Here is a 17,298-nt window from a genome sequence, read left to right as displayed (position 1 = left end):
ATGGTCTTCCGTGGCAGTTAGTGCTGCAGGCTCAGTGAAAACGCGGCAAAGCCCTCGGAAGTCTCCCACGAATGGGTAGGAATGGAATAGGTAGTTTCGCGATGAACATAGGCCACCGACAGGTCGGCGCCATAGAACCGCATCGCGACACCGGCCTGGGCATCGCCGACCATCGCGGTCTCGCCATAGGCGAACGAGTTGGACAGGCCTTCACCCGGGTCGAACATCACGGTCTCGCGGTCGGCACCGGCGAAGAGCCACCAGGCCGGACGCCCTTCCAGCTCTTCCTTTACGTACTGACCCACGCGCAGGGTCGCCCCGGCCTCGTAGGAGGGACCGAACTGGCCCAGGCTGACGCCGGCGCGCGGGGCGATGCCGACATCCAGGCTGTTGTCGCGGCCGACCGCGTCGAAGCGCGTCTCATAGCTCAGGCCCATTGAACGGGCCCGGTCCTCTCCGATACCCGCCACCCGCATGCCGCCAGCCTCGACATAGTCGGGCGAGACGTTCGAAAACAGGTTGGACGGATCGTTGGCTTCGGAAATCGAGACAATGACGCGCGAATTTCCGGAACTTTCCAGCGTAGCCTCGCGGCCGGAAAAGCCGGACACGCCGCGGCGTCCGAAAAGCGGGGAGCGCGCATCCAGTGCCTCCGCCGCGAAGCGGGTCACGTTCGGCCGGGTCGATCGGGCGTTGATGTAGGTGACGGCCGGGGCGGAGGAGAGACTGGCCTCGTTCGCGGCGCGCACGCCGGATTGCGCCTCGATGCGGGAAACCAGCGGACCCATGATCATCGCGCGGGTCTCTTGCGAGGGCCCGGGAAGAGCCGACTGCGCGCTCGCCGTTGCACTCGTGGCAAGGATCGCTGCAGCGGCGGCAATGATATGTCCGGATTCGATCCGCACGGTGTTTCAAGTCCCCGTAAAAGCTTGCATCAGTGCTTTATGAACTCGCAGATACACTACCATGTTCCCGCTCTTTCACACTGAGTATGATGCGGGGCTTGGTTACCGAACTACAAACGAATGACGCAGCTCCCGCGAAGTTTCGCATGCCTGCGTTGATGGAAGGCCACACTCGGTGCGCTGGCGCGTGAACGCCTGACGCACAAGAAAACACCCCGCGCCGAAGCGCGGGGTGTGGATCTTTCAGACACCTGGCCGAGTCTCACTGACAGGAGAGGCATTCGGCGTAATCGGTGGGCGCCGCCTCGCTCATCGCCTTCTCCATCCCGGTCTTCTCCGCAGCCCCGGCGAACGCGGTGCGCTGGATGGATTTCGACCGGCAATAGTACAGCGATTTCACACCCTTCTCCCATGCGGTCCAATGCAGCATGTGCAGGTCCCATTTATTCACATCGCCCGGCAGGAAGACGTTCAGCGACTGTGACTGGCAGATATAGGGCGTGCGGTCGGCGGCATGCTCGATCACCCAGCGCTGATCGAGTTCGAACGCGGTCTTGAACACGTCCTTCTCGTCCTGGGTCAGGCAGTCGAGATGCTGGACCGAGCCCTCGTGCTCCAGGATGGAGGACCAGACACCGGCGGTGTTCTTGCCCTTTTCTTCCAGCAGTTTCTCCAGGAAGGGGTTCTTCACGGTGAAGGAGCCCGACAGCGTCTTGTGGGTGTAGACATTGGCCGGGATCGGCTCGATGCCCGCGCTGGTGCCTCCGCAAATGATGGAGATCGACGCCGTCGGCGCGATCGCCAGCTTGTGGGAGAAGCGCGCCTTGACGCCGCTTTCTTCCGCGTCCGGGCAGGCGCCGCGCTCCTCGGCCAGCTTCACCGAAGCGAGGTCGGCATTCTGACGCAGATGCTTGAAGATTTTCCGGTTCCACGAGCTCGCCATCGCGCTCTCGAACGGCACGTTCATTGCCTGCAGGAAGGAGTGGAAGCCCATCAGCCCGAGGCCGACGGAGCGTTCGCGCATCGCCGAGTAAACAGCCCGGTCCATCTCGGCCGGGGCCCGGTCGATGAAGTCCTGCAGCACATTGTCCAGGAAGCGGAACAGATCCTCGATGAATTGCGGATCGTCCTTCCATTCCAGGTATTTCTCGGCATTGACCGAGGACAGGCAGCACACGGCGGTGCGGTCCTTGCCGTTATGGTCGACGCCGGTCGGCAGCATGATTTCCGAGCACAGATTGGACTGGCGCACGCTCAGGCCCAGCTTGCGCTGGTGGGCGGGCAGCTCCCGGTTCACCGTGTCGGAGAAGATGATGTAGGGCTCGCCGGTCTGCAGGCGCAGCTCCAGAATTTTCTGCCACAGCTTGCGCGCAGAGATCGTCTTGATGACTTCCTGCGTCTTCGGGCTCTTCAGCTCGAAATCCTCGTCCTCGCGCACCGCGTCCATGAAATCGTCGGTAATATTGATGCCGTGGTGCAGGTTCAAGCTCTTGCGATTGAAATCGCCCGACGGTTTGCGGATTTCGAGGAATTCCTCGATTTCCGGGTGATGCACGTCCAGGTACACTGCGGCCGATCCGCGGCGCAGCGACCCCTGGGAAATCGCCAGGGTCAGCGAATCCATCACACGGATGAAGGGGATGATCCCGCTGGTCTGCCCGTTCTGGCCGACCTTCTCCCCGATCGAGCGGATCGAACCCCAATAGGTGCCGATTCCGCCCCCGTTCGAGGCGAGCCACACATTCTCCGTCCAGGTGGTGACGATATCGTCGAGCGAATCGTGGACCGAGTTGAGGAAGCAGGAGATCGGCAGGCCCCGCTCTGCGCCGCCATTGGACAGGACCGGCGTGGCCGGCATGAACCACAGGCGCGACATGTAGTCGTAGAGGCGCTGGGCATGGTCGGAATCGTCGGCATAGGCGACCGAGACGCGCGCGAACATGTCCTGGTAGGACTCACCGGGCAGCAGGTAGCGGTCGACCAGCGTTTTCTTGCCGAAATCGGTCAGCAGCGCATCGCGCGACCGGTCGATCTTCACCGCCTTGACGAGCGAGAGTTCGACCGATTTCGGCTTGCCGCGGCGGAACTCGCGCGAGGATTTTACGGCGGCGGTGCTCGCACTGTCGAACGCGGTCATGATCGTCGGCTCCCTTGGCGCCAGCGCACACCGGTTGCCTGCCCGAGGGCAGTCCCCAAAAACCGTGTGCCGGCTGGAAAAACTCTAGAACTGGTTACGGCTTCATCCGAAACCGCTACATATAGTGATCGCGCTGCCAAACATCGTCAACGGGTCGAAGGCGGTTCGAGGCGACTTTTTAGTTAACAAAAGGTACCAGAATTCTCTCCGCGCCCGGACTCATTAAGGGATCGGGCGATGCGATTGGCTGGGGAAAAATGTGGAAGACGGGACGCAACTGCACCCCGGCACGAAAACGCCCCCGGAAGCGAATCCGGGAGCGCTCGTGTCAAGCGATTCTGACTGCGCCGGGCCGGGGTATTTTCTGCCCCGGGCCTGCTCCGTCTACGTCAGGTTCAGCAGTTCCGGGTCGCCGCCCTGGGCCGCGATGTTGATCGTGACGACTCGCTCGGAGGCGAAGCGCGGCAGGTAGTTCGGCCCGCCCGCCTTGGGTCCGGTGCCCGACAGACCTTCACCGCCGAAGGGCTGCACGCCCACGACTGCGCCGGTCATGTTGCGGTTCACGTAGACATTGCCGGCCGGCACGGTCTCGCGAATGACGTCGAAGAAGCGTTGCAGGCGCGAATGCACGCCCAGCGTCAGCCCGTAACCCTTGTCGGCCAGCGCCTTGGCCTGGCCAACCAGGTCGGAGCGCTTGTAGCGCACGACGTGCAGGATCGGACCGAACTTCTCTTCCGGCAACAGGTCGAGCGACGGCAATTCCACCAGAGTCGGCGGAAGGTAATAGCCCTTGTCCTTGAGCTCGCGCGAGAGCGGGGTCTGGTGGACGATCTTCGCCTCCTTGCCCATGCGCTCGATATGCTCTTCCAGGGTCTTCTTCGCGTCCGCATCGATCACCGGGCCGATATCCTTGCTCGGATCGGCCGGATCGCCCAGGGCCAGCGTATCCATGGCGCCTTTCAGCGCCTCGATGACGATGTCTGCCGTATCTTCCGGCAGGAAGATCGCGCGTAGCGCCGAACAGCGCTGCCCCGCCGAGCCGAAGGCGGACAGGATGGCGTCGTCGACCACCTGCTCGCGCAGGGCCGAAGTGTCCACGAACATGCCGTTCAACCCGCCGGTTTCGGCGATCAGCGGTGTGATCGGGCCATCCTTCTCGGCGAGCGTCCGGTTGATGATGCGCGCCACCTCGGTCGAGCCGGTAAAGGCCACACCGCGCACGCGCTTGTCCTTGACCAGCGCCGCCCCGACCTTGCCGTCGCCGGGCAGAAGGTGCAGCGCTTCGGTAGGAAGCCCCGCCTTCTGGAACAGCTTGACCGCCTCATAGGCGATCAGCGGGCTCTGCTCGGCCGGCTTGGCCAGCACGGTATTGCCGGCGGCCAGTGCTGCGGCCAGCTGGCCGGTGAAAATCGCCAGCGGGAAATTCCACGGGCTGATGCACACGAAGATGCCGCGGCCCTTCAGCTCGATATGGTTCGTTTCCCCGGCCGGTCCGGGCAGGCGCACTGGCGAGGCGAATTTTTCCTCGGCCTGGCTCGCGTAATAGCGCAGGAAATCGACCGCCTCGCGGACCTCCGCCACGCCATCTTCCAGCGACTTGCCGGTTTCGCGCGTCATCAGCGCGATCAGGCGCTCCATCTCGTCCTCGAGCAGATCGCCCATCTTGCGCAGGATGCTGGCGCGCGCGGCCCCGCCGGCATGATCCCATTCGTCGAAATAGGCATGCGCGGTGGAAAAGGCGGTCTCGATATCGGCTTCGCTGGCCTGGGACAGCCTGGCAACCTTGAAGTCGAGATCGGCCGGGCTGAAGGTATCGGTCTCTTCGCCCTTGCTGGTCTTGCCGTTGACGATGGGGCCGGCCGCGTAGGGCGCCTTGGCGTCGAATGTCTTCTGTTCCTCGGCCAGCCGGTCCAGATTGGACCGGATGGTCAGGTCCAGGCCGCGCGAATTGCGCCGGTCCGGGCCGTATAGGAAAGGGGGAGCCGGAATGAAGGGGTGGCGATCCATCGTCGCGGCACCCTCGAACGGGCCCTGGGCCACATCGGTGGCCGGCACATCGGGATCCAGGAAGGAGTGCACGAAGCTGGTATTGGCACCGTTTTCCAGAAGGCGGCGCACCAGGTAGGGCAGCAAGTCCTTATGGCTGCCCACCGGCGCATAGATGCGCACCGGCTTCATGTCGTCGAACGCCTCGTAGGCGGCGTTGTAGAGCGGCTCGCCCATGCCGTGCAGACGCTGGAATTCGTAGTCGTCATTGCCCGTCATCTTGGCGATCTCGCGCACGCTGGCGAGCGTGTGCGCGTTATGCGTGGCAAACTGGGGATAGATCGCTTCGGGCGCACTCATCATGAGCTCGGCGCAGGAGATGAAGTTCAGATCCGTCGCCGATTTCGTCGACCAGACCGGGAAGTCCGGCACGCCGGCTTGCTGGGCGTGCTTGATCTCGGTGTCCCAGTAGGCGCCCTTGACCAGACGCACCGGGAAGCGGCGTCCGGTATCCCGGCCCAGCTTGATCAGCCGCTCGATCAGGTCGCGGCAGCGCTTCTGGTATCCCTGGATCGCCAGGCCCAGCCCGTGCCAGTCGGCCAGGTCGGGCTCGCGCGACAGGCGCTCGAGCACCTTCATCTGGATGACCAGCCGGTCGGCTTCCTCGGCGTCCAGGCACAGCGCAATATCCGCATCGCGGGCGGCTTTCGCCTGCTCCAGAACGCGCGGATAGAGGTGCTCCATCACCTCGTCTTCCTTATAGGCGTGATACTGGGGATAGAGCGCGGACAGCTTGACCGACACCCCGTCCGCTTCGGTGATCGGCCCGTCCTGGCGGTGCTTGGCGACCACCGCGATCGCGTCCATGTAGCGCTGCTGATAGCGCTGCGCGTCCTTTTCGGTGCGCGCGCCCTCGCCCAGCATGTCGAAGGAGAAGAGCGGCTTGGCGCCCTCGGGAAATTTCCAGCCGCGCCCGCGCTTGATCGCCGCGGAGATCGACCGGCCCAGCACGAATTGTTCACCCAGGATCCGCATCGCCTGACGGGTTGCGGTACGGATTACCGGCTCGCCCATGCGTCCGGCCATCCGCTTAAAGTAGCTGCCCGGGTCATTCTTGGCGTCCGGATCGACTTCCATCAGCGAGCCGGTCAGCATCAAACCCAGCGTGGAGGCGTTAACCAGCCAGTTTTCCGACTTCCAGGCGTGCTGCGCCCATTTGCCGGAGCCGATCTTCTCGGCGATCAGCGTATCGGCCGTTTCCGCATCGGGAACGCGCAGCAGCGCTTCCGCCAGGCACATCAGCGCCAGGCCTTCCTTGTTCGAGAGCCCGAATTCCTGCAGGAAGGACTCCATGAGCCCGGTCCGGTTCTTGCCCTTGCGCGCGCGTTCGACCAGATCGACCGCAGTCTCGCCCGCACTCAGACGCTGGGCATGGTCGAGGGAGATCTGCCCGTCCAGCTGGTGAACGGCGTCGCGTTCATCAGCGTATTTGCGGGCGTCGAGCCCGTCCCAATCGATGGAAATAGCAACGTCGTCACGCATGAGAGTATCCTGAAGGCCAAGGGTCGGGTTTTGCCCCCTCTATCAACGCGGGACAATGGTAGTCGTTTCATGGCACGGCAAGTGAAGTCTGCTGCGTGCGCACTTCGCGTGAACGCAAAATCGCGTTAAGAGGCCACGCCCTCTTGTTTGTTCTAGGGAGTCTTTCATGGAAGACGGCGCGCCATTGCGCATCATGCTGGTGACCGATGCCTGGGAACCGCAGGTCAACGGGGTCGTGCGCACATTGTCGCGCGTCACCGAGGAATGCCGGGAGATGGGCCACGAGGTCGAGGTCATCCACCCGGGGCTCGGCTACCGGACGATCCCGCTGCCCACCTATCCTGACATCAAGATGGCCCTCGGCGCCCGAAAGGACATCGAAGCGCGCTTCAAGGCCTTCGAGCCCGAAGCGATCCACATCGCGACCGAAGGCAGTCTGGGGGAGGCGGCGCGCAAGATTTGCCTGAACTGGAAGCTGCCCTTCACGACCAGCTACCACACAAGGTTTCCCGAATACGTGCACGCGCGCTTTCCGTTCATCCCGCTTTCGACGGGCTACTGGTACATGCGCCGGTTCCACAATTCGGGAAACAGGCTGATGGTCGCCACCCCGACCATGCGTGACGACCTGGCCAAGCGCGGCTTCAACAACATCACGCCCTGGGCGCGCGGCGTGGACACCGAACAGTTCCACCCCTCCCGCCGGCATCAGGACGGCAAGAACGTCTACGAGGGCCTGGAAGGCCCGATCTTCGTCTATGTCGGGCGCGTCGCGGTGGAGAAGAATATCGAGGCCTTCCTCGATCTCGATCTTCCCGGCACCAAGGTCGTGGTCGGTCCCGGCCCGCAGCTGGAAGACCTGAAGCGGCGCTACAAGGATGTCGTGTTCACGGGCTCGAAATCGGGCGAGGAGCTGGCGCGCCATTTTGCCGACGCGGACGTCTCGGTCTTCCCCAGCTGGACCGACACGTTCGGCCTGGTGATCCTGGAATCGATGGCGTGCGGCACACCCGTCGCCGCTTTCCCGGCGCCCGGTCCCAAGGACATCATTCCCGGTTCGGGCGGCGGCGTGGTCAGCGAGGACCTGCGCGAGGCCTGCCTGGGCTCGCTCGACTGCAGCCGCGAGGAGTCGCGCGCCTATGCCGAGACCTTCTCCTGGCGCAAGTGCGCGGAGGAGTTCGTCAAGAACCTCAAGCCCCAGCCACGCCCGGAGCGCCGCCGTATCTGGCGCCGCATCCGCCGCTTCGGCCGCCCGGGTTAGGCGTCGGGCTTCGGACAAGAAAAAGGGCGGCCTCCAGCGGGGCCGCCCTTTCTGTTTTCTCGCCTGATACCTGCCGTCTATTCCGGCGCATCCATCGCGGTCAGCGCCCGGCCGGAGGCCGCCTCGCTGGCGCGGGCCTGGTCGGGGAGCGCGATGAGCCCGCGCTCGGCCAGGTAGCCGAACGGGCCCCATGCATCCTCGCTGGTCAGCTCGCTGACGAACTCGCGCACGCCCGGCACCACGTCGGCATGCTGGTTCTTCACATAGACATACATCGAGCGCGAAATGGGGTAGTCGCCATCCGAGATGGCGTCATAGGTCGGCTCGACGCCTTCCACGACAACACCCTCGATCCGGTCGCCATTCTGCTCCAGGAAAGAGTAGCCGAAGATGCCGAACGCGGTCGGCGTATTGGCGAGGGTCTGCACGATCGTGTTGTCGTTTTCCCCGGAGTCGATCCAGCGGCCGTCTTCACGGATCCGGCTGGCAATGGCGTTGAAGCGGTCCGCATCCGACTGCGACATGGTGTGAAGGCATTCGATCTCTTCCGCGCCGGGGTGCAGACCCAGCTCCACGAACGCATCGCGTGTGCCCGAGGTCGGGGGCGGGCCGTAGACCTCGATGATCTCGTTCGGCAGGGCCGGGCTCACGTCCGACCAGCGCGTATGCGGGTTCGCAACGATCGTCTCGCAGCTATAGCCGGCAACCTGGGAAAAGCTGGCTCCGGGCCGCAGCGCGCCGGATTCGGTCACCAGCAGCTCGCCCTCGGCATCGACCGGGGCCGGAATTTCGGCGGCCAGCGCCAGGAACAGATCGGACCGGTCCATCTCGGTTGCCGGCGCGGCGCTGGAATTGCCGATGATGATGCCGTCATAGCCGATCATGATCTCGGTGATCTCGGTGACGCCGTTATTGCGGCAGCGCTCGAACTCGCTCGCCTTGATGCGCCGCGACGCGCCGGTGATGTCGGGATGGTTGGTCCCCACGCCCGCACAGAACAGATTCATTCCGCCGCCCGTGCCGGTCGATTCCACGACCGGGGTCGGGAAATTGGTTCGCGCTCCGAAATTCTCCGCCACCGCCGTGGTGAAGGGGAAGACGGTGGACGACCCGACCACGCGCAGCACGTCGCGGTTCTGCACCGCGTGGGCGCCGGCCAGACCGGCTGCAGTGCAAGCGGCCGCTGCGGCGGCCAGAAGAAGACGGTTTTTCATTTGGGCTGGATCCGTTCAAACGTTGGACGACGCGCGGCACCCGGGAGTGTGCGGCCGCGGTTTTGTTCGCCTGTGAAAACCACAGCTGTGTGACACGAAGATGGCAGTCGGCCCGCCGGACGCAGTTGCACCGGCCGCAGCCTCGCCGTCCGGACGGTGGATATCGATCAAGCTATTAATTTTAAGCCGAAAAATCCCCGCGTTTGGCAGGAGCCTGTCAGTGACCTAATGTCCGTTCCTGACGCGCGCGCCCTCATGAGAGCTGCAACGGATGGAATTCCACTTTACATGGCCGAAGGGAAGCCTTATCAGCCGCGGTCCCGGCGGAGGCGACGATGCCGGATTGGGTTAACTGCCAACAGGGGGTCTCGTGAATTGCACGACTACCATACGCCCCTGGACCTGGTCCGCTCTCGGCCTGTTGAAGGCCCGGTCGCCTGTGCGCGGCCCGATCGACTGACGATCGCAGCAACCTGGTTCCAGAAAAATTTTCCCGGCGACGTTCTGTACGCCGTGAAGGCCAATCCTTCGCCCTGGGTGATCGACACCCTGTACGCGGCGGGTATTCGCTTTTTTGATGTCGCTTCCCTTCCGGAAGTCGAACTCGTTTCCGCGCGCTGTCCGGATGCGAAGATGGCGTTCATGCACCCGGTCAAATCGCGCGCCGCGATCGCGAGCGCGTATTTCGACCATGGTGTGCGCATCTTCGTGCTCGATTGCGAGGCGGAGCTCGACAAGATCCTCGCCGAGACCGGCTATGCGAAAGACCTCACCCTGGTCGTGCGCATCGCCGTGTCAAATGACGGGGCGACCCTGCCGCTGGCCGGCAAGTTCGGCGCGAACGAGACCGAGGCCCCGGATCTGATGCAGAAGGCGCGCGCCTATGCCGAAGAGCTGGGCGTCAGCTTCCACGTGGGCAGCCAGTGCATGGCCCCCGCCGCCTATCGCGCGGCGATGATGGAGGCCTCGCGCCTGATCGCGCGCGCGGGCGTCACGGTCGACATCGTCGACGTGGGCGGCGGCTTCCCGTCCGTCTATCCCGGCCTGACCCCGCCGCCGCTGGAAGACTATATCGCGGCCATCGAAAACGCGTTCGAGGACATGATGGTCCTTGAAAACGCCGATCTGTGGTGCGAGCCCGGCCGTGCGCTCATTGCCGAGTCCGTCTCGGTGCTCACGCGCGTCGAGCTGGTCAAGGGCGAGTCGATCTACATGAATGACGGCGCCTACGGGACGCTGTTCGACATGGTTCACGCGCGGTGGCCCTTTCCGATGCTAGTCCACCGCCGCGAGGGCGAGCCGTCCAGTCAGACCGCGGAGTTCAAGCTCTACGGTCCGACCTGCGATTCCATTGACTCCATGCCGGGGCCCTACACACTGCCGGCCGACATTCGCGAAGGCGATGTGATCGAGTTCGGCATGCTGGGCGCGTACGGCACGGCGATGGCCACCCGGTTTAACGGGTTTGGCGACGTGGAGACCGTTCAGGTGAACGATTTCCCGTTCAAATCGCTTTACGACCAGACGATCGTTCGCCCGGCCCGCCGGGAAGGCTCGGTCGTCCCCTTCGCGCGGGTCCGCCGCCGCCGCCAACGCCTCCTGAAGAAACGTTAGAGACATCATGACCGATCAAACCAACCGCAAGGCCGAGCTTCTTTCCAGCCCGGTCGAGCACATCGACATCGCCAGCTTCGATGGCCGTCCGATCATCGACGCGTGGGAGAAGATGAGCTTCACCTCGCGCGATGCCGCGCGGGCCGCGCGAATTCTGGACAAGGCCGTCGCCGATCCCGACTGCGCCGTCATCCTGACGCTCGCCGGCTCGACCTCGGCCGGCGGCTGCATGCATGTCTGGCGCGACATGGTGCGCCACAACATGATCGACGCCATCGTGGCGACCGGCGCCTCCATCGTGGACATGGATTTCTTCGAAGCCCTCGGCTTCAAGCACTACCAGGCCCACGAAGTGCCCGACGACACCACGCTGCGCTCGCTCTATATCGACCGCATCTACGACACCTATATCGACGAGGAAGAGCTGCAGGCGTGCGATCACACCATCGGTGACATCGCCGACTCCCTGCCGGCCAAGCCGATGAGCTCGCGCGCCTTCCTCAAGGCGATGGGCAAATGGCTCGCCGACGGCAACGCCAAGAAAGAAGGCTCGCTGCTTGAGGAATGCTACCACCAGGGCGTCCCGATCTTCGTTCCGGCCTTCTCCGACTGCTCGGCCGGCTTCGGCCTCGTGCGTCACCAGGTCGAGCGGATGAAGGAGGGCAAGCCCTACCTGTCCATCGATTCCGTGGCCGATTTCCGCGAACTGACCGACATCAAGATCAAGGCGGGACGCACCGGCCTGTTCATGGTCGGCGGCGGCGTGCCGAAGAACTTCGCCCAGGACACGGTCGTGTGCGCGGAAATCCTCGGCCACGAGGATGTCGAGATGCACGCCTATGCGGTTCAGATCACCGTCGCCGACGTGCGCGACGGGGCCTGCTCCTCCTCCACGCTGAAAGAGGCCTCCAGCTGGGGCAAGGTCGACGTGGCGCTCGAGCAGATGGTGTTTGCCGAGGCCAGCTCGGTCGCGCCGATCATCGTGTCGGACGTCTTCCATCGCGGAAACCACAAATCGCGTCCGCGCCACCGCTTCGCCGACATGTTCGAAGACTAGGCTCGTCTCACGAGCCGGCAGACAAACGCCCCGGCCATCGGCCGGGGCGTTTTCATATCCGGTCTCATAGGTCCGGAGCTTACGTGGCCGGACTTTACGTGGCTGGCCGGGAGCTGCCCGCGCAGTGCTCACTCAGTCGCATGCAGCGCGCCTGCAGTCCCGAATAGACCGCATAGCCGGCCAGGACGAGCGCCGAGCCGAGATAGAGCGCCAGCCCGTAGGGCTGATCGCGCAGCCAGGTGATCGTTGCCGACAGGCCCTTGGCCTCCTCCGGAGACGCCTGCCAGCCGGCAATCACAACGAACAGGGCGAGCACCAGGAAGAGCAGGCCGCGCCCGATGATCGCAAAGCCGACGACCGGGGTCAGCCAGCCGGCCGGGCCGGACAGGTCCAGGGAGTCCTTCCAGCTTCCGTCGAGCGCGCGCCAGATCTGCGCGCTGCCCACGCCGGCAAACACCAGACCCAGCGTCATGATGAGCCAGCGCCCGAACGGCTGTCCCAGAAGCCATTGAACCGTGCTCTGCGTGGCGCCGGGTCCGCCGCCGTCATTCTGGCCGAGCAGCACGCCGAAGGCGCCCAGACCGACGAGCCCGTAGCCCAGGCCTGACATGATCATGCCCAGGCGCGCGGTCCGGCCCATCGCGTCGTCGCCCTTGCCGGGCATGTCCAGAAAGCCTTGTGTCAGACGCCACCCGGCATAGGCCAGCAGGCCGGTGCCCAGCACGATCAGCATGGCCTTGCCGGGCCAGCTGGTTTCCAGCCAGTTGAACGCGTCGCCCGGGCTGACCCCGTCATCTTCGCCGCCCAGAAACACGGCGCGCAGCATCAACCCCGCGATCAGCGCATAGACGATGGCGCGGGCCGACAGGCCGGTGCGTCCGGCAATCTCGTAATAGGGTGAGCGGCTTTCGGGGCTGAACATCGCGTCTCAAACGCGAGCGCTTCGGCCCCGTTCCGCGCGCCGCTCACACGGCTTCGGGAAACTCGAACCGCGCCTTGCGCACCACTGTCCCGGCATTGCCGTCGAACGCGTGCTCGGCGTAAGGCCCGTTCTTGTCGACCCAGTGCAGGAACAGATGCGCCGACCAGGTATTCGGGTTCGGGTCGTTGCGGCCGTGGATATGGTTCATGCCCTTGTAGATCACCGCGTCGCCGGCCTTCATCGGGACCTTGTAGAAGCTCAGCTTCTGGCCCGGCGGCAGCAGCTCGCCGTGGACATTCTTCTTCACCTCGTCCTCATAGCGCTGCTCGCTGACCCAGAGCGGCCATTCGATATCGTCGGAATATCCAAGGGTCAGCGAGATCGACTGTTCGGCCGCGCACCGGTCCAGATGCAGCTTGCAGATATCGCCCTTGCGATAGACCCGGAAATAGGAGTGCGCGGGCAGCAATTCCTTGCCGGTCAGCGCCTGCATCCACGGCGTCATCGACCACAGCATCGTGGCCTGAGCGGCATAGTCGTAGGCATAGGATTCAAAGCAGTGCGCGTTCGTGAACGGCCCCTTTTCCCACCGCCCTTTGTAATCCTCCTTGCATCCGCCCAGATCGGTCTGGAACTGATAAAGCAGAGAATCGACCACCTCTGTGGGAAATAGATGCTGCGCCAAGGCCCATCCATTGGATTCATAGCCTTGTCTCAACGCGTTGACTTGCGCGAGCCGATCAAACACTGCCATTTTTTGTGCCCCCTGGCCAAGATGAACAAACTGTCATCTTCAATCGGGGGCGGGTCAAGGCCGCCCTTACCCACGGGGGTGAAGCGGCGCCGGATGCAAACCCGCCATGCAATGGCGCGGCTCGCCATAACCGGTCAGCGGTGATAAGGCCGACCCCATTGCTCGCACCCTCGTGCCGGAGACTGAAAAATGGACGCGATCGACTATTCCTTGCTGACGGCCTCGCTGGTCACATTCTTCGTGGTGATCGACCCGATCGGCGTCGCGCCGATCTTCGCCAGCCTGACCGAAGGCACGCATGGCGCCCACAAGCGGCGCATGGCGATCAAGTCGGTACTCATTTCCACCGCGGTGCTGTTCGGCTTTGCCTATGGCGGCGAGTGGCTGCTGAACGCCCTCCATGTCAGCCTTGATTCCTTCCGCGCGGCGGGCGGCGTCCTGCTCTTCATGCTCGCGCTCGACATGATCTTCGAGAAGCGCACCGAACGGCGCGAGGAGCGCGCGGAGAAATGGGAGGAGGAGCATGAAGATGCCGAGAGCGCGTCGGGCGAGCCTCTGAAGGCGGGCGAGGATATCTCTGTCTTCCCGATGGCCATTCCCATGCTGGCCGGTCCCGGCGCGATCGCCTCGATCATGCTGTTCATGAGCGAAGCGGGCGGAAACCTCTACAATCAGGGCCTCGTCTTTGCCGGCATGGGTATCATCCTGCTCGTCTGCCTGGTGCTCTTCCTTCTGGTCGGTCCGCTGATGCGCCTGATCGGGGACACGCTGGCTGCGATGATCACCCGCATCCTCGGCGTCATCCTGGCGGCCCTGGCCGCGCAATTCATCTTCGACGGCATCGCCGGGGCGCTGCTTCAGGCCTGACGGCGGCGGTGCGCGGGCGGGAACAGGCTTCACGCACGCGGCGTTTCATGAGGGCGAGACAACTCCCCCTCGCGAAAAAGGAAGACCGCCATGAATGCGACTGAACTTAAAGGCAAATGGAAACAGGTTACCGGTGAAGCGAAGCGCCATTGGGGCAAGCTCACCGATGACGACCTGAAGACGATCGAAGGCGATCGCGACAAACTCGTCGGCAAGGTCCAGGAACGCTACGGCAAGGACAAGGACGAGGCCGAAAAAGAAGTCAACGAGTGGATCGAAAAGAAATAATCGGTCCCACCCGATAACCGAACGCGAAAGGGCGGCCCCGATGGGCCGCCCTTTTTGTGTGCGAAGTGCTGGCGTCCGGTCAGGCCGAGCGGGCTTGCTCGGCGTGTTTGCCCTCGCAGAATTCCTCGACGATCTTGGCATTGAACGCCTCCAGATCGTCCGGCGTGCGGCTGGTCACCAGGCCCTGGTCGACGACAACCGGCTCGTCGCGCACCTTCGCGCCGGCATTGGCCAGGTCGGTGCGGATATTCTTCACCGACGTCATCTGACGGCCCGCGACCACATCCGCATCGATCAAAACCTGCGGACCGTGGCAGATCGAGGCGACCGGCTTTTTCTGCGCGAAGAAGTCATGCACGAAATCGAGCGCTTTCTGCTGGATGCGCAGCGCATCGGGCGAGAACAGGCCGCCGGGGATCAGCAACGCATTGAAGTCATCGGCTTTCGCCTCGTCCAGCGTCACATCGACATGGATCGACTTGCCGTGTTCGCGATGGCGATTGGCCTGGATCTCACCGCCTTTGATCGACACGACGACGGCTTTGCCGCCGGCCTGCTCGATCGCCTCCTTGGGCGAGAACAGCTCGGCTTCTTCAAAGCCGTCCGCGGCGAGGATGGCGACCGTCTTGTTGGCGAGGCGTTGGGTCATGGGGGAGGCTCCCTTTGTGTTTGCATTATGGGGCGGGAGCTTAGGAAACGGGATGAGCCGGACTCTGTTCCGCGCGCCATTCACCCAATCTTAGGCCTGTGCTGTCATGATGGGGAGGTCTTGTAACCCAGGTTTGCACGATGATGCGTATACGGCTCATCTTGATGGCGGCGTCAGCCTGCCTCGCCTCGCTCGGCGTCTTCGCCGGAGCGTTCGGTTTCGCCAACGGCACGCTGGACCAGGCCATCGCCTTTGCCTGGCCCGGCCTCGGCGCCGCACTCGCCCTCATCATGGTCATGCCCTCGCGCACGCAGGATTAGGCGTTCGCCGGCCGGTTCTGGCCGGCACCCCCTCCCGGTCTACCGGTCGGACGGTTCGCTCCACACGATCCGGTACAGGTCGAAGCGGCGATCGCGCAGGTTTCTCACCGTGCCCGAACGGCGCGCTTCCGTCAGGTCGTCCACGCGCAGGTCGGCGACCGCGACCGTCTCCACGCTTTCACTGGCCACGGCCGCCAGGCCGTCGCGCGCAAACGGGAAGTCGCACGGCGTGATGACCGCGCTCTCGGCATAGTTGATGTCCATGTTCTCGACATCGGGCAGATTGCCGACATTGCCCGCCGTCACCACGAAGACCTGATTTTCGATCGCCCGCGCGTGGGAGCAGTAGCGCACGCGCAGATGGCTGGTGCGGTCGTCGGTGGCGTAGGGGCAGAAGATGATGCGCGCGCCCTCGTCGGCCATGCGCCGGGCGAGTTCGGGAAACTCCATGTCATAGCAGATCAGCACACCCACCGGGCCGCAATCGGTCGGGATGGCGTGCACGAAATCGCCGCCCTTGATGTTCCACCAGTATTTCTCGTTCGGCGTCGGGTGGATCTTCTCCTGGGAATGGATCGAGCCGTCGCGAAGGAAGATATAGGCGACGTTCTGGATATCCCCGTCATCGGTCTTGGTCGGGTGGGACCCGCCGACAATGTTGATGTTGTAGCGCACGGCCAGCTTGCTCATGAATTCCAGGAAGCGCGGCGTGTGCCGGGTCAGCGCCTCGATGCTCTCCTGCGGCGTCAGCTTCTTCTTTTCCAGCGAGAGGAGCGCGACCGTGAACATCTCCGGGAAGACACAGAAATCGGCTTTGTAGTCGGAGCAGACGTCGACGAAATACTCCACGTTGCGCTCGAACTCGCGCACGGAGTCGACCGCGCGGGCCTGGAACTGGACCGCCGCGACGCGCACCGTCTGCGGGTCGGGCCGGCGGCCATTATTGGAGACCTCGACATATTTCGGGTTGCGCCACACCATCAGGGCGGCATTGCCCAGCGAGTCCTTGTCGTCGGGATAATAGGCTTTCAGGATCCCGGCCGGTTCGAACCCCATGCGCAGCTGGAAATTGGCCACCGGGTCCTTGACCTCGCGCGCCTGGACCGCCGCCAGATAGTCTTCCGGGTTGGGATAGCTCTTGCGCCGCCGCTTCAGGCCGGGCATGCGCCCGCCGAACACCACACCCTTCAGGCCCCATTCCTGGCACAGGCTCTTGCGCGCATTGTACAGGCGCTGGCCGATGCGCAGGCGGCGCCGGCTGGGGTCGACCGCGACCTCCATGCCGTACAGCCAGTCGCCGTCATCGTCATGGCGCGCGGCATAGCCGTTGCCGGTGATCTCCGCATAGGTGTGGGGCGCGAACGCGGTCGCCTCGTCGATGATGAAGGTGGCGCACCAGCCCACGACATCGCCTTCGTACTCGACCACGAACTGGCCGTCGGGAAAGGCCTGGATCTGGCCGCGGATCTGACCCGGCAGGTCGGGCGGCATGTCCGGATAGGCCCGGTCCTGCAGCTCCAGGATCGCCGGCACGTCCTCCACGGTGGCATTGCGCACGGTCAGCGTTGCAGAACGGCGGTGGTCGGTCATGACGGTGTCCTAATGGCGTGAAGTATCTCGCGTCCAACATAAGCGGTTGGACGCGCGTTCCAAATGGCGCGGGTGAGCAGGGGGCTGCGAGGAGCCACCAACCTTGTCATCCCGGAAACTGCGTAGCGGTTATCCGGGACCTTGCGTCGGCGATCAATCTTCATCAACGCGGGGTCCCGGCTCGGCGCCCCG

Annotated in this window: 14 protein-coding genes; 6 read left to right on the top strand and 8 right to left on the bottom strand. The window is 64.0% G+C overall.

The window, feature by feature from the left end:
• Positions 1–17 precede the first annotated feature (17 nt).
• The 3 genes from PGP17_RS09110 to putA form a co-directional block, all read right to left on the bottom strand.
• On the bottom strand, positions 18–905 hold the full coding sequence (locus tag PGP17_RS09110) for a hypothetical protein (protein ID WP_270375098.1): 888 nt from the start codon (positions 903–905) through the stop codon (positions 18–20).
• A 262-nt stretch (positions 906–1,167) separates the two neighbouring features.
• Positions 1,168–3,042, bottom strand: coding sequence for a ribonucleoside-diphosphate reductase subunit alpha (locus PGP17_RS09105; protein ID WP_270375097.1), 1,875 nt, complete (start codon positions 3,040–3,042; stop codon positions 1,168–1,170).
• A 384-nt stretch (positions 3,043–3,426) separates the two neighbouring features.
• Positions 3,427–6,570 carry a bifunctional proline dehydrogenase/L-glutamate gamma-semialdehyde dehydrogenase PutA gene (gene putA / locus PGP17_RS09100; RefSeq protein ID WP_270375096.1) on the bottom strand — a complete coding sequence of 1,048 codons (3,144 nt, stop codon included), beginning with the start codon at positions 6,568–6,570 and terminating at the stop codon, positions 3,427–3,429.
• Between the two features lie 184 nt (positions 6,571–6,754).
• On the opposite strand from putA, the gene PGP17_RS09095 reads away from it, so the two are divergent.
• Positions 6,755–7,831 carry a glycosyltransferase family 4 protein gene (locus PGP17_RS09095; protein WP_442915156.1) on the top strand — a complete coding sequence of 359 codons (1,077 nt, stop codon included), beginning with the start codon at positions 6,755–6,757 and terminating at the stop codon, positions 7,829–7,831.
• Between the two features lie 77 nt (positions 7,832–7,908).
• On the opposite strand, the gene PGP17_RS09090 is transcribed toward PGP17_RS09095, so the two are convergent.
• On the bottom strand, positions 7,909–9,045 hold the full coding sequence (locus tag PGP17_RS09090; protein WP_270375094.1) for a substrate-binding domain-containing protein: 1,137 nt from the start codon (positions 9,043–9,045) through the stop codon (positions 7,909–7,911).
• Positions 9,046–9,420: 375 nt separating this feature from the next.
• Here PGP17_RS09090 and PGP17_RS09085 point away from each other — a divergent pair, with 375 nt between their 5' ends.
• Both PGP17_RS09085 and PGP17_RS09080 read left to right on the top strand, forming a co-directional pair.
• Positions 9,421–10,659 carry a type III PLP-dependent enzyme gene (locus tag PGP17_RS09085; RefSeq protein ID WP_135944450.1) on the top strand — a complete coding sequence of 413 codons (1,239 nt, stop codon included), beginning with the start codon at positions 9,421–9,423 and terminating at the stop codon, positions 10,657–10,659.
• A 7-nt stretch (positions 10,660–10,666) separates the two neighbouring features.
• The gene (locus PGP17_RS09080; RefSeq protein ID WP_135944452.1) at positions 10,667–11,716 is read left to right on the top strand and encodes a 1,9-bis(guanidino)-5-aza-nonane synthase; all 1,050 of its coding nucleotides are present in this window, start codon (positions 10,667–10,669) and stop codon (positions 11,714–11,716) included.
• Positions 11,717–11,810: 94 nt separating this feature from the next.
• Here PGP17_RS09080 and PGP17_RS09075 read toward each other — a convergent pair whose 3' ends face one another.
• Both PGP17_RS09075 and PGP17_RS09070 read right to left on the bottom strand, forming a co-directional pair.
• A complete protein-coding gene (locus PGP17_RS09075; protein ID WP_270375093.1) occupies positions 11,811–12,638 on the bottom strand; it encodes a DUF1206 domain-containing protein in 828 nt (275 codons plus the stop codon).
• A 43-nt stretch (positions 12,639–12,681) separates the two neighbouring features.
• Entirely contained in the window at positions 12,682–13,392 is a 711-nt protein-coding gene (locus PGP17_RS09070; protein ID WP_270375092.1) for a hypothetical protein, read from the bottom strand.
• Between the two features lie 189 nt (positions 13,393–13,581).
• Here PGP17_RS09070 and PGP17_RS09065 point away from each other — a divergent pair, with 189 nt between their 5' ends.
• Positions 13,582–14,259 (top strand): MarC family protein, encoded by a 678-nt coding sequence (locus PGP17_RS09065; RefSeq protein WP_270375091.1) that lies wholly within the window; start codon positions 13,582–13,584, stop codon positions 14,257–14,259.
• Between the two features lie 90 nt (positions 14,260–14,349).
• Entirely contained in the window at positions 14,350–14,547 is a 198-nt protein-coding gene (locus PGP17_RS09060) for a CsbD family protein (protein ID WP_135944460.1), read from the top strand.
• A 79-nt stretch (positions 14,548–14,626) separates the two neighbouring features.
• On the opposite strand, the gene PGP17_RS09055 is transcribed toward PGP17_RS09060, so the two are convergent.
• Positions 14,627–15,196: a type 1 glutamine amidotransferase domain-containing protein gene (locus PGP17_RS09055; RefSeq protein ID WP_270375090.1), complete on the bottom strand. Its 570-nt coding sequence runs from the start codon at positions 15,194–15,196 to the stop codon at positions 14,627–14,629.
• Between the two features lie 140 nt (positions 15,197–15,336).
• Between PGP17_RS09055 and PGP17_RS09050 the strand changes: the two genes are divergently transcribed.
• Positions 15,337–15,516: a hypothetical protein gene (locus PGP17_RS09050; RefSeq protein WP_135944462.1), complete on the top strand. Its 180-nt coding sequence runs from the start codon at positions 15,337–15,339 to the stop codon at positions 15,514–15,516.
• Between the two features lie 39 nt (positions 15,517–15,555).
• Here the strand turns inward: PGP17_RS09050 and PGP17_RS09045 are convergent, their stop codons facing one another.
• Positions 15,556–17,106, bottom strand: coding sequence for a bifunctional GNAT family N-acetyltransferase/carbon-nitrogen hydrolase family protein (locus tag PGP17_RS09045; protein ID WP_135944463.1), 1,551 nt, complete (start codon positions 17,104–17,106; stop codon positions 15,556–15,558).
• Between the last annotated feature and the right edge of the window lie 192 nt (positions 17,107–17,298).

Origin of the sequence: Marinicauda sp. Alg238-R41, assembly GCF_947331485.1 — a bacterium.
Taxonomy (GTDB): Bacteria; Pseudomonadota; Alphaproteobacteria; order Caulobacterales; family Maricaulaceae; genus Marinicauda; species Marinicauda pacifica.
This window is presented reverse-complemented; position numbering and strand designations above follow the sequence as displayed.

Excerpts from the sequence above, each read along its gene's own strand:
- PGP17_RS09105 (WP_270375097.1), bottom strand. The coding sequence starts at position 3,042 with ATGACCGCGTTCGACAGTGCGAGCACCGCCGCCGTAAAATCCTCGCGC.
- putA (WP_270375096.1), bottom strand. The coding sequence starts at position 6,570 with ATGCGTGACGACGTTGCTATTTCCATCGATTGGGACGGGCTCGACGCC.
- PGP17_RS09090 (WP_270375094.1), bottom strand. The coding sequence starts at position 9,045 with ATGAAAAACCGTCTTCTTCTGGCCGCCGCAGCGGCCGCTTGCACTGCA.
- PGP17_RS09080 (WP_135944452.1), top strand. The coding sequence starts at position 10,667 with ATGACCGATCAAACCAACCGCAAGGCCGAGCTTCTTTCCAGCCCGGTC.
- PGP17_RS09075 (WP_270375093.1), bottom strand. The coding sequence starts at position 12,638 with ATGTTCAGCCCCGAAAGCCGCTCACCCTATTACGAGATTGCCGGACGC.
- PGP17_RS09070 (WP_270375092.1), bottom strand. The coding sequence starts at position 13,392 with ATGGCAGTGTTTGATCGGCTCGCGCAAGTCAACGCGTTGAGACAAGGC.
- PGP17_RS09065 (WP_270375091.1), top strand. The coding sequence starts at position 13,582 with ATGGACGCGATCGACTATTCCTTGCTGACGGCCTCGCTGGTCACATTC.
- PGP17_RS09060 (WP_135944460.1), top strand. The coding sequence starts at position 14,350 with ATGAATGCGACTGAACTTAAAGGCAAATGGAAACAGGTTACCGGTGAA.
- PGP17_RS09055 (WP_270375090.1), bottom strand. The coding sequence starts at position 15,196 with ATGACCCAACGCCTCGCCAACAAGACGGTCGCCATCCTCGCCGCGGAC.
- PGP17_RS09050 (WP_135944462.1), top strand. The coding sequence starts at position 15,337 with ATGATGCGTATACGGCTCATCTTGATGGCGGCGTCAGCCTGCCTCGCC.
- PGP17_RS09045 (WP_135944463.1), bottom strand. The coding sequence starts at position 17,106 with ATGACCGACCACCGCCGTTCTGCAACGCTGACCGTGCGCAATGCCACC.